This window comes from Flaviramulus sp. BrNp1-15 (genome assembly GCF_022259695.1).
Taxonomy (GTDB): domain Bacteria; phylum Bacteroidota; class Bacteroidia; order Flavobacteriales; family Flavobacteriaceae; genus BrNp1-15.
In genome coordinates this window covers 395,831-416,923 of the sequence record NZ_CP092099.1, presented here as the reverse complement: position 1 = coordinate 416,923, position 21,093 = coordinate 395,831, and the positions used below count along the sequence as shown (strand labels likewise).

The 21,093-nt window shown below is 29.8% G+C and carries 21 protein-coding genes and 1 tRNA gene; 10 read left to right on the top strand and 12 right to left on the bottom strand.

What is annotated here, in order from left to right:
- Positions 1–37: 37 nt before the first annotated feature.
- Positions 38–964, top strand: coding sequence for an SPFH domain-containing protein (locus MBM09_RS01795; protein WP_238675137.1), 927 nt, complete (start codon positions 38–40; stop codon positions 962–964).
- 51 nt (positions 965–1,015) lie between these two features.
- Here the strand turns inward: MBM09_RS01795 and MBM09_RS01790 are convergent, their stop codons facing one another.
- The 3 genes from MBM09_RS01790 to MBM09_RS01780 all read right to left on the bottom strand — a co-directional run bounded on the left by MBM09_RS01790 (position 1,016) and on the right by MBM09_RS01780 (position 4,810).
- Positions 1,016–2,173: a GNAT family N-acetyltransferase gene (locus tag MBM09_RS01790; protein ID WP_238675136.1), complete on the bottom strand. Its 1,158-nt coding sequence runs from the start codon at positions 2,171–2,173 to the stop codon at positions 1,016–1,018.
- 66 nt (positions 2,174–2,239) lie between these two features.
- Complete coding sequence (locus tag MBM09_RS01785; RefSeq protein ID WP_238675135.1) at positions 2,240–2,725, bottom strand: DUF1761 domain-containing protein; 486 nt, start codon at positions 2,723–2,725, stop codon at positions 2,240–2,242.
- Between the two features lie 78 nt (positions 2,726–2,803).
- Positions 2,804–4,810 carry a glutamine--tRNA ligase/YqeY domain fusion protein gene (locus MBM09_RS01780; protein ID WP_238675134.1) on the bottom strand — a complete coding sequence of 669 codons (2,007 nt, stop codon included), beginning with the start codon at positions 4,808–4,810 and terminating at the stop codon, positions 2,804–2,806.
- Positions 4,811–4,950: 140 nt separating this feature from the next.
- Between MBM09_RS01780 and MBM09_RS01775 the strand changes: the two genes are divergently transcribed.
- The 3 genes from MBM09_RS01775 to MBM09_RS01765 all read left to right on the top strand — a co-directional run bounded on the left by MBM09_RS01775 (position 4,951) and on the right by MBM09_RS01765 (position 5,643).
- Positions 4,951–5,160 carry a zinc ribbon domain-containing protein gene (locus tag MBM09_RS01775; protein ID WP_238675133.1) on the top strand — a complete coding sequence of 70 codons (210 nt, stop codon included), beginning with the start codon at positions 4,951–4,953 and terminating at the stop codon, positions 5,158–5,160.
- Complete coding sequence (gene folB, locus MBM09_RS01770) at positions 5,160–5,522, top strand: dihydroneopterin aldolase (protein ID WP_238675132.1); 363 nt, start codon at positions 5,160–5,162, stop codon at positions 5,520–5,522. The genes MBM09_RS01775 and folB overlap by 1 nt, the downstream gene beginning before the upstream one ends.
- A 50-nt stretch (positions 5,523–5,572) precedes the next feature.
- Positions 5,573–5,643: transfer RNA gene (locus tag MBM09_RS01765), tRNA-Cys, on the top strand.
- Positions 5,644–5,659: 16 nt separating this feature from the next.
- Here the strand turns inward: MBM09_RS01765 and MBM09_RS01760 are convergent.
- The 4 genes from MBM09_RS01760 to rnr all read right to left on the bottom strand — a co-directional run bounded on the left by MBM09_RS01760 (position 5,660) and on the right by rnr (position 9,779).
- Positions 5,660–6,355 carry a LysE family translocator gene (locus MBM09_RS01760; RefSeq protein WP_238675131.1) on the bottom strand — a complete coding sequence of 232 codons (696 nt, stop codon included), beginning with the start codon at positions 6,353–6,355 and terminating at the stop codon, positions 5,660–5,662.
- Positions 6,356–6,470: 115 nt separating this feature from the next.
- Positions 6,471–7,145 (bottom strand): head GIN domain-containing protein, encoded by a 675-nt coding sequence (locus MBM09_RS01755; RefSeq protein WP_238675130.1) that lies wholly within the window; start codon positions 7,143–7,145, stop codon positions 6,471–6,473.
- Between the two features lie 76 nt (positions 7,146–7,221).
- On the bottom strand, positions 7,222–7,515 hold the full coding sequence (locus MBM09_RS01750) for a YbjQ family protein (protein WP_238675129.1): 294 nt from the start codon (positions 7,513–7,515) through the stop codon (positions 7,222–7,224).
- A 65-nt stretch (positions 7,516–7,580) separates the two neighbouring features.
- Complete coding sequence (rnr, locus tag MBM09_RS01745) at positions 7,581–9,779, bottom strand: ribonuclease R (protein ID WP_238675128.1); 2,199 nt, start codon at positions 9,777–9,779, stop codon at positions 7,581–7,583.
- Positions 9,780–10,391: 612 nt separating this feature from the next.
- On the opposite strand from rnr, the gene MBM09_RS01740 reads away from it, so the two are divergent.
- From MBM09_RS01740 to MBM09_RS01725, 4 genes are all read left to right on the top strand, one after another.
- Positions 10,392–10,826, top strand: coding sequence for an RpiB/LacA/LacB family sugar-phosphate isomerase (locus tag MBM09_RS01740; protein ID WP_238675127.1), 435 nt, complete (start codon positions 10,392–10,394; stop codon positions 10,824–10,826).
- A complete protein-coding gene (locus MBM09_RS01735; RefSeq protein ID WP_238675126.1) occupies positions 10,827–11,744 on the top strand; it encodes a cation diffusion facilitator family transporter in 918 nt (305 codons plus the stop codon).
- Between the two features lie 69 nt (positions 11,745–11,813).
- The gene (locus MBM09_RS01730; RefSeq protein WP_238675125.1) at positions 11,814–12,185 is read left to right on the top strand and encodes a hypothetical protein; all 372 of its coding nucleotides are present in this window, start codon (positions 11,814–11,816) and stop codon (positions 12,183–12,185) included.
- Between the two features lie 6 nt (positions 12,186–12,191).
- Positions 12,192–12,632, top strand: a complete 441-nt coding sequence (locus MBM09_RS01725; protein WP_238675124.1) for a GNAT family N-acetyltransferase — start codon at positions 12,192–12,194, stop codon at positions 12,630–12,632.
- Between the two features lie 25 nt (positions 12,633–12,657).
- On the opposite strand, the gene MBM09_RS01720 is transcribed toward MBM09_RS01725, so the two are convergent.
- The 5 genes from MBM09_RS01720 to rnpA form a co-directional block, all read right to left on the bottom strand.
- Positions 12,658–14,061: a T9SS type B sorting domain-containing protein gene (locus MBM09_RS01720; protein WP_238675123.1), complete on the bottom strand. Its 1,404-nt coding sequence runs from the start codon at positions 14,059–14,061 to the stop codon at positions 12,658–12,660.
- 6 nt (positions 14,062–14,067) lie between these two features.
- Positions 14,068–14,931, bottom strand: coding sequence for an OmpA family protein (locus MBM09_RS01715; protein ID WP_238675122.1), 864 nt, complete (start codon positions 14,929–14,931; stop codon positions 14,068–14,070).
- 88 nt (positions 14,932–15,019) lie between these two features.
- The gene (locus MBM09_RS01710; RefSeq protein WP_238675121.1) at positions 15,020–16,654 is read right to left on the bottom strand and encodes a S41 family peptidase; all 1,635 of its coding nucleotides are present in this window, start codon (positions 16,652–16,654) and stop codon (positions 15,020–15,022) included.
- Positions 16,651–17,463, bottom strand: a complete 813-nt coding sequence (locus MBM09_RS01705) for a DUF4349 domain-containing protein (RefSeq protein ID WP_238675120.1) — start codon at positions 17,461–17,463, stop codon at positions 16,651–16,653. Before MBM09_RS01705 ends, MBM09_RS01710 begins: the two co-directional genes overlap by 4 nt.
- A gap of 11 nt (positions 17,464–17,474) precedes the next feature.
- Positions 17,475–17,852 (bottom strand): ribonuclease P protein component, encoded by a 378-nt coding sequence (gene rnpA, locus MBM09_RS01700; RefSeq protein ID WP_238675119.1) that lies wholly within the window; start codon positions 17,850–17,852, stop codon positions 17,475–17,477.
- Between the two features lie 135 nt (positions 17,853–17,987).
- Here rnpA and MBM09_RS01695 point away from each other — a divergent pair, with 135 nt between their 5' ends.
- Both MBM09_RS01695 and MBM09_RS01690 read left to right on the top strand, forming a co-directional pair.
- A complete protein-coding gene (locus tag MBM09_RS01695) occupies positions 17,988–19,844 on the top strand; it encodes a CBS domain-containing protein (protein ID WP_238675118.1) in 1,857 nt (618 codons plus the stop codon).
- On the top strand, positions 19,841–21,031 hold the full coding sequence (locus tag MBM09_RS01690) for a succinylglutamate desuccinylase/aspartoacylase family protein (protein ID WP_238675117.1): 1,191 nt from the start codon (positions 19,841–19,843) through the stop codon (positions 21,029–21,031). The genes MBM09_RS01695 and MBM09_RS01690 overlap by 4 nt, the downstream gene beginning before the upstream one ends.
- Positions 21,032–21,093 lie beyond the last annotated feature (62 nt).

The window sequence follows — 21,093 nt, the reverse complement described above, 5'->3', positions numbered from 1 at the left end:
ATCTTAAATTTTCTAAACTTTATTTAAAATAATCATCATGAGTAACTTCTTTTTTCCCGTTATTATTTTTTTAGGATTAATTGTTTTAATCTCTTCCTTCTTTATTGTTAAACAACAAACCGCTGCTATTATTGAGCGTTTTGGTAAATTTCATGCCATAAGACAATCTGGTTTAAGGTTTAAAATACCTTTAGTTGATAGGATTGCTGGCAAATTGAGTTTAAAAATTCAACAATTAGATGTTATTATAGAAACCAAAACTCTGGATGATGTATTTGTACGTTTAAAAGTGTCAGTTCAATATCGTGTTTTGAGCCAAAAAGTATATGATGCTTTTTATAAATTAGATTATCCGCATGATCAAATTACTTCTTACGTGTTTGATGTGGTTCGTGCCGAAGTACCTAAAATGAAATTAGATGATGTTTTTGTTAGAAAAGACGATATCGCCATTGCTGTAAAAGCTGAGTTGAATGATGCTATGCTTGACTACGGATTTGATATTATTAAAACATTAGTAACCGATATAGACCCTGATGCACAAGTAAAAGAAGCCATGAACCGTATTAATGCTTCTGAGCGTGAAAAAATTGCAGCTCAATTTGAAGGTGATGCTGCACGTATTTTAATTGTTGAAAAAGCCAAAGCTGAAGCTGAAAGCAAGCGCTTACAAGGACAAGGTATTGCAGACCAACGTCGTGAAATTGCTAGAGGTTTAGAAGAGTCTGTTGAAGTATTAAACCGAGTTGGAATAAACAGTCAGGAAGCCTCTGCTTTAATTGTTGTAACACAACATTATGATACCTTACAATCTTTAGGAGAAGAAACTAATAGTAACCTAATTTTATTACCAAATGCGCCACAGGCTGGAAGCAATATGCTTAACGACATGGTAGCTAGTTTTGCAGCTAGTAATCAAATTGGTGAGGCTATGAAACAAGCTAAAAACAAAAAAAGTGAATAGCTTATTAAAATATTGATAAATTAAAAACCCTGAAGTACTTTCAGGGTTTTTTTATGTTTTAAAAGGATGTCGTTCTTCCCAATTCTGTGACGGATTCATAAGTTTAAATATTTGCTTAAAAATAGCATTTAAGAAACTATTAGTATGTTTTAAATATACAACCATAGGTTTTGCCTCTGCCCCAACCGAACTCTTAATTTCCATAGCTGTTCTGGCATAAACAATAGTTTTAAACTTATTTTTAATACCAAATTCTAACATATCATAAAGCATGTTTAAATACAATTGGTTTGGGTATTGGTGCTCGCAATCGTATCCTAAAAAATAAGTTTCTACAGCTTTGTTATTTAAAATTAAGGTATAAAAACCAACTAGAGAGTCTTTTAAGTAATAGCCAAAAACTTTAAAGTTTTCTCCCAAGAGCTGCTTTAAGCTATAAAAATGATTTTTAGGCAATAAAAAGGTGTTAAACTTAGCATTGTTAGATACATTCATATAAAGTTCGTGTAACTCTTCGTTATGTTTTTCAATGTCTTCAAGACTTAATTCAACAGGTTTTATAGAATTAAGTTTTTTTCTTGCACGCTTGTAGCGATCTCTATATTTCTTAGTTAAACTCGTTGTATAATCTTGAATATTTGACCATTCTGGTTTAATATCAAGTATCATATTCGGTTGCACAAAAACCTTGTTTAATTTTGCTGAATCAAAAACACTTTTGTTATTGTGTATAGAATCATTTACAAAAAAATCTTTTAAAGAAACAGCTCTAATTTTTTTATTTTGATTTGTTTTAATCGTTTCTTTTATATCGCTTAACGCGGAAAAAATGGCTTCAAAAAATTGAGTTTGTGTTAGTTCGTCTTTTAAAAAAAACAATCCGTGTTGTCCTGTGTGTGTAAGGTTTCCAACTACTAAAATATTTCCTTTTAATACTTTTGATACTAAGTCTTGAAAGTATGTTTTTACACAAGAAACCTTAGTGTCTCTAAACATGTCTTTTAAATAAAGTTGTACCCGTTGTATAATGGCAACACCAGTTAAAACCTTATTCTTAAAAACACCTACATAAAACAACTGAATATTCTCTGGAGAAGCGTCTTCTAAAGCTTGTAAATATTGTGATTGTAGAAACACATCATGTTGCACCAGATCATTCCAGTTTTCTGGAAGATTTTTATATGTGTTATAAATTTTATAGTGTATCAATACAAAAGAAAAAGACTGAAAATACACTTCTCAGTCTTTGTATTTATTAAAACTTTACAAAAAAGGTTATTTCCATCCGCAAATTATAGCACCCATTACACCAAGTGTAACAATCCAATAACCCGCGTTAATGAAAATATACTTTGCACTTTTTCTTTCAAACAAAGCATTTGTTCCAAGAATTGGCAATGCTATAAAAATTCCTGCTAAAACACCATGTAGTGCACCATGTTTATAGGTTCTAAAGGCATCTCCATAATCAGCCATTAATGCATCATAGGAAGGTAATGCAGTTGATGGGTCTCCTCCTACAAGGCTAAAAACACCCATTTGATGGATTACTATTCCAGGAAGTGCAGTAGATAATAAAAAAGCAAAGAGTAATGCTAAACCAAATATTTTAGCCATGTTTCCTCCTTTAATTTGTTCTTCGGTCATACCTGCAGCTTTCATCCAAGCATTTCCAAAAACTTTTGGGTTGTACCAAATAAATCCAACAACTAATGCCGAAACAGCGGCAACAATCATTGCAATAGGGTTTAAAAAATCCATAATTTAATTAGTTTATAGTTAGTAGTTAAATATAGCTAAAATTATATTTACTTCTTTATTTTTAACACTAACTAACTTTTAAATACTTAGAGCTTCAGCAACTAACAACTCATTTTTATCATTTATAGCCTTGTCTATAAATTCAGAAATTGCTTCATTTTTCTCTAACCCTTCTTGTAATTTAACTTTTAAAATCAACATAGCAGCAATACGAGTGCCTACTTTTTTTGCTGCGGTATTAAACATTGGTTCTAATTCTTCATAAGTAACCTCTTTAGCTAATTCCAAAATTTCAGCTTTAACCTTAACCTGCTTTTCTTCTGGATAATTAGTATACTTTTTACCTAATTGTTGAATAACATTTATGGCTTTTCTTGTTTGTTGTGGTTTACTGTGATTTTGTTGATTTTGTTGTTGTGGTTTAGGTTTTTGTTTTGCCCAACTATCTCGTAAACCAACCGTTTTATTAAATACTAAAGCTTCTGGTTTAGAATCATTATCAACATTAAAATAACCTAATCTCTGAAATTGAAACCTATCACCTATTTTAGCTTCTTTTAAACTAGGCTCTACAAAAGCATCAATAATTTTTAATGAGTTTGGGTTAATAAATTCCATAAAGTCTTTATCTTGATAACTATCTGGAGCTTCGTCCATAAATAATCTATCATATTCTCTAACTTCAGCTTTTACTGCATGTTTAATAGAAACCCAATGTAATGTGCCTTTTACTTTTTTTGAGGTATCTTCAGAATACGTACAATGTACTTCTTTAATATTTCCTGCTGCATCTTTTACAACACTTTCAGCTTTAATAATATAAGCATTTTTTAATCTGACTTCGCCACCTAATTTCAATCTAAAAAACTTGTTGCTTGCTTCTTCCTTAAAGTCTTCTTTTTCAATATATAATTCTCTTGAAAAAGGTACTTTTCTAAAACCAGCGCTTTCATCTTCAGGGTTGTTTTCCGCTTCAAGCCACTCTTCTTTTCCTTCAGGATAATTTGTAATAACTACTTTTAACGGATTTAAAACAGCCATAACACGTGGTGCGATTTTGTTTAAATCTTCACGAACACAGAACTCTAAAAGCGCTACATCAATAACATTTTCACGTTTAGCAACACCCACTTTTTCTATAAATTGCCTGATTGAATTTGGCGTATAACCTCGACGACGTAAACCTGAAATAGTAGGCATTCTAGGATCATCCCATCCTTTTACAATACCATCTTCTACCAGTTTAAGCAACTTTCGCTTGCTCATAATAGTATAACTAAGGTTTAATCGTGCAAACTCACGTTGCTTAGGAAGCATTGGATAGGTGTTTTTGCTATAATCATACACTTGCTCCTTAAACCAATCGTAAAGCTCTCTATGAGGCTTAAATTCAAGAGAACATAAACTATGTGATATTTGTTCTATATAGTCACTTTCTCCATGTGTCCAGTCGTACATTGGATATATACACCAATCGTTACCTGTTCTATGGTGGTGTTTTTTAAGAATACGATACATTATAGGGTCACGCATTAACATATTAGGATGTTGCATGTCTATTTTAGCTCGCAAAATGTGTTCTCCTTCTTCAAACTCGCCATTTTTCATACGTTCGAATAGGTCTAAATTTTCTTCTATGGATCGATTACGATAAGGACCATCTACACCCGGTTGTGTGGGAGTTCCTTTTTGTTCAGCCATAGCTTCACTAGACTGAGAATCTACATACGCTTTTCCTTCTTTGATTAATAAAATAGCCCAATCGTATAATTGCTGAAAATAATCTGAAGAATATAATTCGTTAGCCCATTTGTAACCTAACCAAGCCACGTCTTCTTTTATAGCATCAACATATTCCTGCTCTTCTTTTACAGGGTTAGTATCATCAAACCTTAAGTTAACTGGTGCGTTGTAATATTCACCAAGTCCAAAACTAATACCTATAGCTTTAGTATGACCAATATGAAGATATCCATTGGGTTCTGGCGGAAAACGAAAACGTAAATCGTTTTTAGACATCCCATTAGCTAAATCCTCTTCTATAATTTGCTCAATAAAATTGAGTGATTTTCTTTCTTCAGACATGTTTGAATTTTATTTCAACTAAATAAGCTTCAAAATTACATAAATTCAAGTTATTTTAGCCCAATATGTTTAAGAAGCGTAACAAATTTTAATTATTGATTACTTATAGTTTTAAACCTTTTAACTAAATCCAATTTAAAATGAAAAACGCAAACTATAAATGTCCAAAATGTGGTAATTTAGAATATGAACTAAGTGAAATGAGAGCAACAGGAGGAACATTATCAAAAATTTTTGATGTACAAAACAAAAAGTTTACTTCTGTAACTTGTTCTAATTGTACTTATACAGAGTTTTATAAAGCTAAAACAAGCGCAATAAGTAATATTTTTGATTTATTTACAAGCTAATGGGAATTATAAAAGTTGAAAACATACGCGTATTTGCTTATCATGGTTGCTTAAAAGAAGAAACTAAAATTGGAAGTGATTATCGCGTAGATTTAGAAGTTAAGGCAGATTTACAAAACTCTGCAAAAACAGATAGTTTAAGTGATACTGTTGATTATGTGTTTTTAAACCGAGTTATTAAGGAAGAAATGGATATAGCTTCTCACCTTTTAGAAACTGTTGCAAGACGTATATTAGACCGGATTTTTAACGAAGATAAATTAGTAAAAAAAGCGACCGTTTGGGTAAGTAAACTAAACCCTCCTATAGGTGGCGATGTTGCGCGAGTAACAATAAAAATGACTGATAAGCGTAAAAAGTAGTTTTAAGTATAAAAAACTCTTATTTTTTTTTACATTTGCAGTCCAATTATGGCGTCATGGCCGAGTGGCTAGGCAGAGGTCTGCAAAACCTTCTACAGCGGTTCGAATCCGCTTGACGCCTCAAAAAAAGCTTTCAGTTATTCTGGAAGCTTTTTGTTTATAGGATTAATTTGCTCTAATTTTTCCTTTATAAGTTCTTTTTCTTCTGGGAAAAAACCTTGTACAAAAAGTAAAACACCAAAACCTAATATTACTAAAGCTACAATCTTTTTGGTTTTAAAAATAAGTCGGGGTGTTAATTTATTTTTTAATTTCTTTGCAACAGCTATTTTAACTAGGTCTACTAATAAATAAACAACCAAAATAGTACTTAAAAATACAATAACTCCATTACTAGAACTGGTTAAAGAATTAGCTAAAACTATAAAAGCTACCCAACCTATTAAAACACCAATATTTATAAAATTAAGTAAGAAACCTTTTAAAAATAATTTTCCGTAGCCTTTTCTTATTTCAATTTTATGGTATTCTCTAACAATATCTCGAAATGATTTTGATGTTTTTATAAATGAAATGATTCCGTAAGCAATTAAAAGAACGCCTCCAAAGATTAAAAAACTAGGGTCATCTTTAATTTTTTCCAGTAATTTGTTAGTACTAAAAAAAGCAACTATAATAAAAAGAATATCTGCTAGTATAACACCTCCATCAAATATAAGGGCGCTTTTAAACCCTTTTGTAGCACTTGTTTCAAGAAGAACAAAAAAAACCGGACCTATTGTAAAGGCCAAAATAATACCAAAAGGAATTGCTCTTATAATATCATCAAACATAAAAAAGAGAAGATTTACACAAAGTAAAGAAATATTTTACTGCTTTTATACTTATATAAATAGAAAAGCCTGTAATAAATTACAGGCTTCAATATATTTTTAATTAAAATATTTATTAATCCATACGTTTTACTCGACCACCAAAAACTCTACTTTCGTTTACTGTTTCTGGATCTCCATAAATAAATACATCGCCTCCTGCTCTAATTTTTATATCTACTAATTTTGAAGCATTAACATATGCTTCACCAGCTGCTTTAATAGTTACTTCGGTTTTTTCGGTTTTTAACTCACTCCCTTTATAAATTCCACCAGTTAATAACGATATATCTTGACTTTTAGATTTACCTGTAGTTTCTATAATTCCGCCTGTAACCGCTTTAATATTAGTATACGTAACGTTAATAGGAATATATATAGAAGCACCTTCTTGTGCTTTTAAATCTATTTCGAATTGTTTTATTTTATCTTTTGAGTGTACTTTAGAGCCTTCGTTAACATCAATGATATCTAATGAAGTATAATGAAGTATCACTTTTGTTTTATTACCATCAAAAAGTTCTTCTAAACTCATTTTTATTTTGAGTTTTCCGTTTTTGTTATTTACAATAACATCTTTAGTATTTTCTCCAGTTATAATAACTTTATTTTCTTTCGATTTTACTAATTCAACTTCAATTAAATCATAAACTTTTAGTTCACTAAATTCTCCAATTGTTTTTTCTATTGGGTCTTGAGCGAATAACGTAGTAGTTATTAAAAGAACAATAAGTTTTGCTAATGTTTTCATGTGTTTGTTTGGTTTATTAACTATTAAACGTAAAGTTATCAAGAATTATTCCATTGCTTGAAAATTTAAGAAAACATTAAACAACTTTTACTGCGGTTCCTGTAATAGAAACAAAAAAATAAGAACCAGAAGAAGTTTCTATATCTAATTTTATACCTACAACAGCATTTGCATTTAATTTTGTAGCATTAGCTTTTAAGCTTTGAAAAGCTTCTTCTTTAACTTTATTAATAAATTCTTCATACAGGGTATTATTTTTCTCTGTTTTAAAAGAAAAAGAGGTTTTCATATTACTAGATACACCTGTAACAATACCTAAATAATCTTGAATTGTATGACCTTCTATAGAATTTGTTGTTGTTAAAATCATATTTAAAAATTTACTGTTAGTATAAGTTTATATAAAGATGTTACAACTAAAAAAGCTATTTTTTATTAAGCTTCATGTTTTCCTATTAAGTTAAAATCAAGATGTTTTTTAACTAAATCGGTGTTTTTAACTTTTACAACAACTTCATCACCAAGTTGATATATAGTTTTAGAATTTCTACCCACCATAGCATATTGATCTTGATCGAAAGCATAATGATCGTCTTTCATATCACGTACACTCACCATTCCTTCGCATTTATTTGAAATGATTTCTACATAAATTCCCCAATCTGTTACCCCAGAAATTACACCTACAAATTCTTCATCTTTATGGTCTTGCATAAATTTAATCTGCATGTATTTTATAGAATCTCTTTCTGCTTTTGTCGCTAGATTTTCCATGTTGCTGGAATGGTTGCATTTCTCTTCGTAAGCTTCTTCATTTGCAGATTTTCCACCATCTAAATACAGTTGTAATAAACGATGTGCCATAACATCTGGATAACGTCTAATTGGAGATGTAAAATGACTATAATAATCGAAAGCTAAACCGTAATGTCCAATATTATGTGTAGTATATTCTGCTTTACTCATACTTCTAATAGCTAAAGTATCAACCAAGTTTTGTTCTTTTTTTCCATTAACTTCTTTAAGTAAATTATTAAGTGAAGCTGATGTTGTTTTTCGGTCTTTAAAATTTAATTTATAACCAAATTTAGATACAATACCTTGTAAATTAGCAAGTTTACTATCATCTGGTTCATCATGAACACGATATACAAACGTTTTTTTAGGGTCTTTTTTACCCACAAATTCTGAAACTTTTCTATTAGCTAATAACATGAATTCTTCAATTAATTTATTAGCATCTTTACTGGTTTTAAAAAACACACCAACAGGATTTGCATGCTCATCTAAATTGAATTTTACTTCTACTTTATCAAATGAAATAGCACCAGAGCTCATACGTTTTCTTCGCATAATTTTAGCAAGATCATCCATTTTTAATATAGCATCAGCAATAGCTTGGTCTGCTTTATATGTTTTTTCTGATAGTGAAACTACTGCAGGAATTTCGTTAGTTTTAGATTCTATAATAGCTTGAGCTTCTTCATAAGCAAAACGTGCATCACTATAAGTTACAGTCCTACCAAACCATTCGTTTTTAATTTCACATTTATCATTCATTTGAAACACTGCAGAAAATGTATATTTTTCTTCATGCGGGCGTAAAGAACACGCATTATTTGATAAAACTTCTGGAAGCATTGGCACCACTCTATCTACTAAATAAACAGAGGTTGCTCTCTCGTAAGCTTCATCATCTAAAACAGTACCTTCTTTAAGATAATGAGATACATCTGCTATATGAATTCCTATTTCATAAAGTCCGTTTTCTAACACTTTAAAGGATAAAGCATCATCAAAATCTTTAGCATCTTTTGGGTCTATGGTAAAGGTTAAATCTTTACGCATATCTCTACGTTTTGCAATTTCTTCTGGAGTAATTGAAGTATCTAATTTATTTGCAAATTCTTCAACGTCATGCGGAAATTCATAAGGCAAACCATATTCTGCTAAAATAGAATGAATCTCTGTATTATGGTCTCCTGGTTTACCAAGAACTTGAATTACTTTTCCGTAAGGAGAATCGGCATTTTCTGGCCAATCTTCTAGTTTTACTAAAACCTTATCTCCATCTTCTGCATTAAAAGTTTTATTAATAGGTACAAAAATATCTTTGTACATTTTATTACTATCTGCTATTACAAAGGCAAAATTCTTTTTCTCATGAATTTGAATAACACCAACATATTCGCTTTTATCTCGCTTAATAATATTAGTAATTTCACCTTCTAATTTACCTCTGTGACGACGTTTATAAACATAAAATTCTACTTCATCACCATTTAAAGCTTTGTTTATATTGTTTGATGCTACAAACACATCATCATCAAAATCATCACATATAATATAACCATTACCTTTTGCAGCTAAATCTAGTTTTCCTATGTGATACTCTGTATTAACAACAGCTTTAAATTTACCACGTTCTACTTCTTCAATTTCCTGTTTTCCTTGTAAATCGCGTAATTTTTTTATTATTTGATTTCTACTACTAGCATCATTTACGCCTAGTTTAGCAGCAATTTGTTTGTAGTTAAAAGTTTTGTTTCTCTCTTTTTTTAATATACTTAAGATTGTATTTGTTAGGTTAGAAATTCCCTTTTTTCTGGACTTTCCTTTTTTCTTTTTACTCATTTATTTTGTAATCATTTTCTATTTCCTAAGATACTGGAAATTCTGTTATTAAATAGCCTTATTTTAGGAGAAGAGTTGCTATTTATTTTTTACAAAGCTACAATATTAATATTTAATAGTATTTCGTTAATGTTAAATTGAAGTTATAAACATTATATATTATATAATAATTTTCTTTTTAAAATTTAAAAAAATAAATGGTGGTTATTATAGTGTGTTAATAGCGGTATAACTTTTTTAAGTTTTATTTTGATTACATTTATTTTACATTCTATTAATAGTTAATTAACAATAGAATTTATTTTAATAGCTTCATATCTAATGTTTTTTAATTTTATATACACAGTTGTTAACAACTAAAATTAACCACTTTTTCTTATAACTTTTAAAAATTTAGTGTTCATATGTATCTATTTTCAAACTTATAATTTAGCTAAAAAAAGTGAGTTAAATTTTTGGAGAATAGAAAGCTCTTTTTGATTGGAAAAATAAATGGATTTACAATATTTTTCTTTTAAAAAATAATAAACACTTATTAACAAGTAATGAATAAACTAATACACAATGTTTATAATTACTACCTTTGTATAAGTATAGATTAATATATTAAAAATGAATATTTCAATAGGAAACGATCACGCTGGTACCGAATATAAATTCGCTATTAAAGAACACTTAGAAAGTAAAGGGTTTACAGTTAAAAATTACGGAACAGATAGTAGTAATAGTGTAGATTACGCAGATTTTATTCATCCTGTAGCTGAAGATGTTGAAAATAAAAAAGCAGATTTTGGTATTATAGTTTGTGGTAGCGGAAATGGTGCAAACATGACGGCTAATAAACATCAAAAAGTACGCTCTGCTTTATGTTGGAATAAAGAAATAACAGCTTTAGCTAGAGAACATAATAATGCTAATATTTTAAGTATTCCTGCCCGTTATACAGCTAAAGAACAAGTTTTAGAAATGGTTGATGTATTTTTAAATACAGAATTCGAAGGCGGAAGACACCAAAATAGAATAGATAAAATTCCATTGTCTTGTTAAATGGGGCATAACCATTCTCATAATCACTCTCATTCACATCCAGATTTAAAAGGACGTAATCTTTTTATATCTATTTTATTAAATATTCTTATTACAGCATCTCAAGTAATAGGAGGTGTAATTTCAGGAAGTTTAGCACTTTTAAGTGATGCTTTACATAATTTTAGTGATGTTATATCTCTTGTTGTAAGTTATACAGCCAATAAATTAGCAAAAAAACAAGCTTCTTTCCATAGAACATTTGGGTATAAACGCGCCGAAATTTTAGCAGCTTTTATAAATGCCTCTACATTAATTATTGTTGCTGTTTTATTAATTATTGAAGCTATTAAAAGATTTCAAAATCCAGAAGAAATTGAATCTAACTTAGTTATTTGGTTATCTCTTTTAGGAATTATTGCTAATGGTTTAAGTGTTCTTTTATTAAAGAAAGATTCTGAAGCTAATATGAATATGAAAAGTGCTTACTTACACTTATTAACAGATATGATGGCAAGTGTAGCAGTACTTATAGGTGGTTTGTTAATGAAATATTATCAAGTTTATTGGGTAGATAGTGTACTCACATTTATTATTGCTATTTACTTAATTTGGATGGGTTTCGATTTACTTATAAACTCAACTAAAGTACTTATGCTGTTTACTCCAGACAGCATTCCTATTAAAAAAATTGTAGCAGAAATTAATGCTTTTGAAAGTATAAAAAATGTACATCACGTACATGTTTGGCAATTAAATGAAGAAGAAATTCATTTAGAAGCGCATATAGATTTTAATGAAGATATTATGTTATCACAATTTGATGTTATTTTACACAAGATAGAAGATTATCTATTTGATAAATACGATATTAACCACGTAAATATTCAGCCAGAATTTGGAAAAGATGATGCTAAAGATGTAATTGTTCAAGATTAGTTGGTATTATTTTTGATGATAAGTAGAAACTAATCAAAAACTAATTAAACGATTATTTTTACTTTCCTTTTGTGTTTTATTTTTTCTTGTGAAGATTTAATAGACAATATAATTTATGGAGATGATAATTATGAAGTTGAATCTAAACTAACAGTTTTTATTGAAAATAACACACCATATGTGTTTGAAAGAACTGAGGTAACTACTAATAATGGGAAAGTTGTTTTTCAAATTATTGAACCAGATTCTTATGGGTATAGTAATCAATTTTTAACTGTTTATGATGAAATAGAAATTAGTATTCAAACCAATTCAGGATATTTTTATTATAAACCTTATTATTATAACAAAGAATCTCTTGTTTCTTCAGGAAGATGCACTTTTGTAGTTAGCCTTTCTGAATCTGATAGTAGTAAAATAGAAATAAAAAGAGTTAATTAATATCAATTGAAAATTAAAGTAAAAACCTTTTCAGAACTAACTAAACAAGAGCTTTACGATTTATTACAATTACGTAGCGAAGTGTTTGTTGTAGAGCAGGATTGTGTGTATCAAGATATTGATGGAAAAGACCAAAAAGCATTACATGTTTTAGGTTTTAAAAACAATAAACTTATTGCTTATACACGAGTTTTTAAACCAGGAGATTATTTTAATGAAGCTAGTATTGGTAGAGTAGTAGTTGCTAAAAAGGAAAGACAATTTAAGTATGGTTTCGATATTATGGAAGCTTCTATTAAAGCCATTAAAGACCATTATAATGAAACTTTAATAAAAATATCTGCACAGTGTTATCTTAAAAAGTTTTATAAAGATTTAGGATTTAAAGAAAAGGGAGAAGAGTATCTGGAAGATGATATTCCGCATATAGCTATGGTTAAAGATTAAGGTTTCGACTGCGCTTAATCTGACATTATCTTTTCAAAGCAAAATGACCTTTTAAAACTTCTCCAGTATTTAAAATAATAACATACCAATAGTCATTACTCTCTAATTGTTTTCCGTTAAAAGTACCGTCCCAACCAGGAGAACTAGGAAGTAAAAACTTTAAAAGCTTTCCGTATTTGTTATAAATAGTAATATTATTTATGGCATTAGCATTATCTATAACTTTCCATAAATCGTGGCTTCCGTCGCTGTTTGGTGTAAAATATTTAGGAATAAAGTAATCGTCTGTATTTATAAATATATTAAAACTGGTTTCGTTACTATCACAGGTGGTTTCATTGTAAATATAAATGGTTTGAGATGTTGTTATAAGTGTTCCAGCATTTAAAAGTGTTCCATTTCCACTAGATTCGGTGTAATAATTTCCATTATTAAGAACAGGCAAAGTATAATTTATACCAACAAAATCATCTAAATTATCTATAGGAACGGTAGTACTACATTCATTTTGTGAATTAACATAATTTGAAAAAGAAACAGGCTCCCAAGTGCTGTGATTTCCATTAGCGTTATCTACTACAACACAATTTAAATCAGCATTTAAATCAAAATTCATTAAGGAAATATTGTTATTATTTCCGTTATTAACATTTAAACTACATAACAGATTATCTCTACAATTAAGATCTGTTAAACTAGAATTTTGAGAAAGATCTAAATCTCCAATCATGTTTTCAAAACACAGCAATACGCTTAAACGTGTATTTGTGTTTAGGTTTAAACTAGATAAATCATTTTGTTCACAAGACAAATAAGACAAATTGGTATTAGTGCTTACATCTAAATTAGTAAGTAAATTATTGCCACATTCAAATCTGCTTAAGGTTGTATTATTTGAAACATCTAGAGCAGTTATTTGGTTTTGACTACATACTAAAACATTTAAACTTGTATTGTTTGAAGTATTTAAATCACTAAGATTATTATTGTTACAAACTAAAGAAATTAAGTCTGTATTTTGAGAAATATCGAGGATAGATAACAAGTTGTTGTAACACCAAAAAATCTTTAAATCATTCAGTAAAGTAACATCTATATTGGTAATCTGATTATTAAATACATACAACTCAGTTAAACCAGTATTTTGAGAAATATTTAAACCAGATAATTGATTATCAGAGCAATTAAGAATAGATAAACTTGTAAAATCTTCAATACCTGTTAAGTCTGAAATATTTTTTCCAGACACATCTAAATCTGTAACACTGTTAATATTTGTAGTAGTTACTAAATCGTCTAAAGGACCAGAATCGTAACCTAAATCTATTAAAGTTTGTTCAAAATTATCGTCGGGAACAAATGTTTGTGCTGTGCTATTAAGGCCTATTAAAAAGAAAGAAACAACAATTAAAGATGTTTTATTGACCATAAGCTTTTAGTTAGCATTGTCAACATAAGTAATTACAATTTCAACACGTCTATCAAACTTAGGATCGCCACCAAGCGGAAATTTACGGCGCATACCTAAATGACGCATACGTTTTTTGCTAACGCCTTTTTTTACAAAATAGTCGTAAACATATTTCGCTCTAGCTTCAGATAAGTTACGTTGTTTGGTTTTTCTATCTATAGCATCTCTAGTAAACTGTGTACAACATACATGCCCTTGAATAGTAAAATAAATATCTTCTCGCTCTACAAGCGCTTCAGCAATATCATTTAATATTTTTTTAGAAGCTGGTGTAACAGAGGCATAACCTGTTTTAAATAAGATGTTTTTAAATATAATTTTATCTCCTTTAGAGCTCTCTTTAATTAAGTCTACAACACCTTTTTCTTTTACAACAACAGGTTCTGTTTTAGCAACGGTTTCTTCAACTTTAGGTTTTGGAGCTTTTGGCTTTACTATTATTTCAACTTTTCGGTTTAAACCTCTAATCTTTAAAAGATTTTTTTCTTCTACAATTTTTAAAAGAATTTCTCCTTTACCATCAACATTAGAGATTAAAGATTCGCTTATTTCATTATTAGAAAAAATTGTTTTTATAGCATTAGCACGTTGTTGAGATAGCTTTAAATTGTATGTATCTGCACCAATATCGTCACAAAAGCCAAAAATAGAGATGGATTCTATATCAACATCCGTTAGTGTTGAAATGAAAAGTAACAAACGGTTTTCTTCGGTACCAGGAACATCATATTTATCTGTTTCAAAATAAACCTCATGTGTTAATTTTTCTTGAGAGAAGGAAAAAACACTACTAAGTGTTATTAATATTGTCAACAATAGTTTATTCATAGTAGGATAACAGAATAGTTGTTAAATATACTATTTTTAATCGAAAACCATGCCAGAAGACCATGAACAGCGGATTTGTTGCTATAATCTACTTTAAATAACCAGAATATTCAGAAGTATTGCTAAGTATTTCTGTTGCCTTTTTTATATCAGAATCGTGTACTTTATAATATTCATACAAGCCTTCTCTGTACACATATTGCTTAACGATATCTTCTGTTAATAATTCTAACAAAAAGTCTTTATTTTCATCAATAACCGTTGTTTTTGAAGTATTTAAATTAGATATTAATGTGTTGTAATCTGTTTTAATGTTGTCATTTAATTCTTCTTTTTCAGCAATTTCAAAAGCTTTTTTTAAGGCTTTTTCAGTATCTGTTTCAAACGAAAAGTTATTAGTTTTTAAATAGTTTTTAAAATCTTTAAAATCAGAATCGCCTAGTTTAAAATTATTAATATCACTTATATTATGACTATAATGATAATTGGTTGCATAGTTAAAAACAAGATCATTATTTACAATTGCAGTTGTAATAGGAGAGGTTTTATAAGATCCAATTGGAATATCTGGAAACACGCCACCACCATCAAAAACTTTACGGCCATTTTTTGTTTTAAACTCGTTATAATTTTCTTGTTTTACACGAACTGCTTCACCTTTTTCGTTTCTATTCCAATAATCTAAAGACTGGATACATCTACCCGAAGGTGTGTAATATCTAGAAATGGTAATTTTTACTTGTGTTCCATAAGTGAGTAGTTTTGGGCGTTGTACTAAACCTTTACCAAAACTTCTTGAGCCCACAATTACTGCACGGTCTAAGTCTTGTAAAGACCCAGAAACAATTTCACTTGCAGAAGCGCTTTTTCCGTCTATTAAAACCACTAAAGGAATTTCGGTATCTATAGGATTGTTTTGCGTGAAATACGTTTTATTATATTTTTTTACTTTAGATTTTGTGGTTACAACCAATTGGCCTTTTGGCACAAAAAGATTAACAATTTTAATAGCCTCGTTAACTAAGCCTCCAGGGTTTCCTCTTAAGTCTAAAATGATACGCTCTGCGCCTTGAGCCTTTAAATCGCGAAGCGCATAATTGGTCTCTGTATGAGCTCGATTACTAAAACTACTTAGTACAATATAACCTGTTTTATCATTAACCATAGAAAAATGAGGAACAGCTTTAATTTCTACTTCGGCTCTTTTTATGGTTGCTGTTTGGGTTTTCCCTTGGCGTTTATAGGTAACTTCTACCGAGCTATCTGAAGCGCCTTTTAATAAATCGCCAGCATTTTCTTTATAGCTTTCAACTAATATGTTTCCAACTTTTATAATTTCATCTCCAGCTTTTAAACCTGCTTTATCTGCTGGATAATCTTTATAAGGCTCGATAATTACTAGTTTGTCTTTTAAGGTTTTTACTTTGGCGCCAATACCTGTGTAGTCTCCTGTATTATTAATTCTAGCAGCTTCAACATCTTGCTCGTTCATAAAATTGGTATACGGATCTAAATCAGACAACATGCTTTTAATCGCGGTATCCATTAAATCGCCCGGGTTCGTTTCATCTACATAATTCATGTTAAGTTCTTTGAATAATGTGGTGAAAATTTCTATTTGTTTAGCGATTTCAAAAAAGTCGTTTTGAAAAGCCGTAGTAGTTAAAAAAATAGCGCCTGCTAACACAGGAACCACTATTTTCTTTTTTAATTTATTTATCATTTTTTACTTTTTTTAATCCATTTTCTAATAAAAAACCCAGCAATACCAAGTATAATTATAAAAGGCCAAATATGCAGTAAACCTAAAAAGAATAAGGATATTCCATTAAATCCAGATTTAATAGCATTCCACATTTTTGTACCGTACGAAGTGGTTATTGGAGCCTCTGATGTAAGTTTATAAAACTCAATTTCCAGTGTGCTTAAAGACACTTTGTTTTGTAGATATTTTAATCTGCCTTGTTTGGCTTCAATTTCTTCTCTAATATTTGATAATTCACGCTCAATATCAAGAATTTCCTTTACATTTTTTGCTTTAGAAAGTAGCTCTAAATAGCGTTTTTCAAGTGTTTGTTTTGCTTTTAAACGCGCTTCTAAATCAATAAACTCTTCGGTTACATCTTTGGCAGAGATCCGTTTGGTATCAAAATAAGCCACATTTTTACTAATGGAATCTATCGCCTTTTGAAAATTTGTAGTAGGAATTCTAATAACGAGACGCCTGGTAATGGTGTTGTATGATTTATTAGAATTATCATCTTGTATAAAACCTTTGTTTTCGGTTATTACTTTTTTAATTTGAAGATAAGTTTTGTCTAAATCTTTGGTTTCAAAATGTAAATAAGACTCTTTTATTATTTTTTGAACAGAAGCTTCTTCAGGAATGGAAACTATACCGTTTATTGAAGAACCTTCTTTAAAAACGGATTCCATTTCCATGTCTGCTTCAGTATATTCAACAGATTTTGATGGCCCTTTGGAGCACATTAATGGTAATGCGAGTATTAAAAAATAAGATAGTAGCTTCATAAAAACGATTTTTATACTTCAGAGGTTTTGCTTGAAAACTTCTCAAACAACACTTTCATTCTGTTTTCAATTTGAGAGAACGCAGGTTTTTCTTTGCCAATGTACAAAATCATAAACGCGTGTGGTGTTGATAAATTGTTAAAATATACAGCTTTATTTAACCTGTAAACTTCTCTTAATAAACGTTTTATTCTATTCCTGTCTACAGCGGTTTTAAAATTCCGCTTACTTACCGAAACCCCTGTTTTTGCAATAACATCATCATCAAAAGTAGTTGGTAAATAAACCAACCTCAACGGAAATGCAGAAACCGATTGACCCTCTGTAAATAATTGATCAATAAGTTTTTTGCTTTTAAGCTTTTCTTTTTTCGGATACGTTGCAGACATACATTATTTTATGGATACAAAAGTAGCAATAACAATTAATACAATAGGCTTTAAACCGTGCATGATAAAAATCATATTTAAAATAGAAAGTGTGTAGTAATTTAACCCTTTAAAAACATTTTAAATTATACAACCATGGGAGATTTAAATGTTACAAAACTAAAGACTAAAAAAGATAGGGCAAACTACATTCACCACCTAATTAACGATATAAAAGCTCTTGATTTAATGATTGAAAAAGGGCTAATTGAAGAAACGCCTCTTAGAATAGGAGCAGAACAAGAATTTTGTTTGGTAAATAAGCGATTCCTTCCAGAAAGTAGATCCTTAGAATTGTTAAAGGATATTAACGACAAACATTTTACAACCGAAATAGGTAATTATAACCTTGAGCTTAATTTAGACACTTTTGAGCTTGGTAAAGATTGCTTCTTAAAATTACACAAGCAACTAGATACGTTATTAAACAAGGCTAAAAAGGCAGCGTCAAAAAAAGATATTAAAATTGTTTTAACAGGCATTTTACCATCACTATCTGTGAGTAATGCTACCGAAGAAAACATGACCAACGTAGAGCGTTATTCTGTTTTAAACGAAGCCATAAAACAATATAGAAGCCAACATTTCGATATTCATATTAAAGGCGTTGACGAACTTAATTTACTTCACGATTCGGTAATGCTAGAAGGTTGCAATACCAGTTTTCAAATGCATTTACAATTACCGCCCAAAAACTTTGTAGATAATTATAATTGGGCGCAAGCCATCTCAGGTCCAATATTAAGTGCTTGCACTAATTCACCTATTTTATTTGGAAAAGAACTTTGGAGCGAAACCCGTATTGCACTTTTCACACAAAGTATAGATACAAGAGCAAATTCATTCATATTAAATGAAAAACAATCTAGAGTAAGTTTTGGTAACAGTTGGCATACAGGATCCATTTCAGATATATTTAAAGATAATATTTCAAGATTCCGAAGTTTTTTAACCACAGGTTTTATTAAAAACAGTGTGGACATGGTTAACAATAATGAAATTCCAAAACTAAGGGCATTACAATTGCATAATGGTACGGTTTACCCATGGAACAGAGTGTGCTATGGTCAAAACGATGGAAAACCAAACTTAAGAATTGAAAACCGATATATACCTTCTGGTCCAACTACAACCGATGAAATTGCAAACATGATGTTTTGGGTAGGTGTTATGTTAGGGAAACCCAAAAAATATAATAACATTCATAAACAATGGGATTTTAAAGATGTAAAAAACAACTTTTTTAATGCTGCACGTTATGGAATAGCTGCTCAGTTTTATTGGAATGGGCAATACATTTCCAGCTATAATTTAATTTTAAATGAGCTGTTGCCTATGGCATACAAAGGCTTGTATAGTGTTGGCGTATCTCCAAAAGACGCAGAATATTATTTAAAAATTATTAAAAATAGAGTCCAAGGTTTTAATGGTTCAGAGTGGATGATAAGAAATTATAGAACATTACTTAAAAACCATAAACGATTTGAAGCCATGCAATTGCTAACGGCTTATTTATATGAAAAACAGGAAAAAGGTTATCCGGTTTCCACTTGGCAAATGCTTCATCATACAGACGGCTCTCCTTTTGAAAACAAACGTGTTGTAAAGCATATTATGAGTTCAGATATTCTTTCGGTAGATAAAAAAGACAGTGTAGAATTGGTTTTAAATATTATGAAGTGGAAGAATATTCACCACATGCCAGTTATAACTACAGGCAGAAAATTGGTAGGGTTATTAACATGGACAGATGTTAAAACCTATATAGACAACCCAAAACTTCAAAACGAAAGCATAAGTAAAATAATGAAAACCGATATTATTACTACCGATCAATATACACCTATTGAAGAAGCAAAAGAAAAAATGACCAAAAATGCTATAGGCTGCCTTCCGGTTGTTAAAGATAATAAGTTAATAGGTTTAATTACGTTAAACGATTTTGATGCATGATAGATGTATATAGCAAAGCGCTAAAAAATAAAATAAAAATAAACCGAATACTTGGCAAAATTAAAGGTCCTACAGCAGGAGCCACTGTAGTGTTTTTTGGTGGTATTCACGGTAATGAAACTTCTGGGGTTTTTGCATTAAAAGATGCTTTAGAGGGTATTAATCCTGCATTTGTAAACGGAACAATTTATGGTATTTCGGGTAACTTAAATGCGCTTAAAAAACACCAAAGGTATATAGATAGCGATTTAAATAGGCTTTGGACAAAAGAGTATATTAAAGTTATAAAAAATAAAAGCACCTTAAATGCTGATGAAACTGAACTAATTGAGCTATTCGATATTTTAAATGATATTTTAAAAAACAATACACCGCCTTTTTATTTTATCGATTTACATACTACATCTAGCAAAACACTACCTTTTATAACAATTAACGATGCTTTAATAAACCGAAAATTCTCCAAACAATTTCCTGTGCCTATTGTGTTAGGTATAGAAGAGTATTTAAATGGGCCTTTGTTAAGTTATATAAATCAATTAGGGTATGTGTCTTTAGGTTTTGAGTCTGGGCAACATGATGATACATCGGCTATAACAAATAGTATAGCGTTTATATATTTAGCACTGGTATATTCTGGAGTTTTAGAAGAAGAAGCGGTAATTAATTTCTCTAATTTTTATGAGCAATTAAAAACAGAAGCCAATAATAATTCTAGTGTTTTTGAGGTTGTGTATTTACACAAAATTGAACAAAACGAAACTTTTAATATGATAAATGGATTTAAAAGTTTTGAAAAAATTAAAAAAGGAACCAAACTAGCAATTAGCAATAAAACAGAAATAAAAGCACCTTACAAAGGCAGTATTTTTATGCCTTTATACCAACAAAAAGGCGAGGAAGGATTTTTTATAATAAAACCCATAAACCCATTCATTTTAAAATTATCGGCTATTTTAAGGCGCGTTAGAATAGATAATTTATTGGTTTTACTACCAGGTATTTCTTGGTTTAACAAAAAAGAAGGTGTTTTACAGGTAGACTTAAGAGTTGCTAAGTTTTATGCGAAGTCGTTTTTTCACTTGTTAGGCTACAGGAACAGACAAATTATAAGCACACATTTAAGGCTTAATAACCGAGAGCGGGTTGCTAAAACATTTGTTTATAAAAAAGAACCTTGGTATTAAATTAAGTAAGTGAATTTCTGGAAGAAATTCACCCGCAATTAATTATACACGATGTTGGCAAT